The 530-nt window shown below is 60.4% G+C and carries 1 protein-coding gene; it reads right to left on the reverse strand.

Annotated features, from left to right (window positions below; all coding sequences use genetic code 11):
* Window positions 1–530, reverse strand: a 530-nt coding sequence (locus AACY52_RS29960; protein WP_339561326.1) for a hypothetical protein, incomplete at both ends; no start/stop codon positions are given.

The following is a 530-nucleotide window of genomic DNA, read 5'->3' on the forward strand; positions in this document are numbered from 1 at the left end:
GACGGGTTATTGATGTCGAGCGCGTACCAGCGACGGAAGGCCGAAGAGCTTTGCCGCTCGAACCAGCCGCCAAATTCGATGTCATGGTTGCCCAGCGACAGTTTCAGCGTCTGGGCGATGCCACCGCGATCGATGCGATATTCGGTCGTGCGCGTCGCGAAGCCCGATCCGCCGAACACGGTCGAGAGGTTCTGCCCCGGATAGTAGACCGAGAAGAGCTGCGGCAGGCCAGCGACCGTGATCGGGCCCGCGACGACACCGACACCGTCATTGTGGTGATAATAGACCTTGGCGTCATAGGTCACCGCGCTGCTCAATTTCGCCGTCATCGCGACATAGCCGAGATAATCGGTGCGTTGCGCGTCGCTGTAATAGTTACGGTAATTGTCCTTGGCCGCCGCATATTCGGCCGAGGTCAGATAGGCGACCGCGGTCTTGAAGTCGGGGTAGAGGAATGGGCGCGTGTACGGCACATTGCCCGGCGTCTCGCCCTTGGAGATATTGACGACGGTCGCGTCCTCATTCGGTTC

Source organism: Pseudomonas sp. EA_65y_Pfl1_P113 (genome assembly GCF_963970525.1).
GTDB classification, from domain to species: Bacteria; Pseudomonadota; Gammaproteobacteria; order Pseudomonadales; family Pseudomonadaceae; genus Aquipseudomonas; species Aquipseudomonas tritici.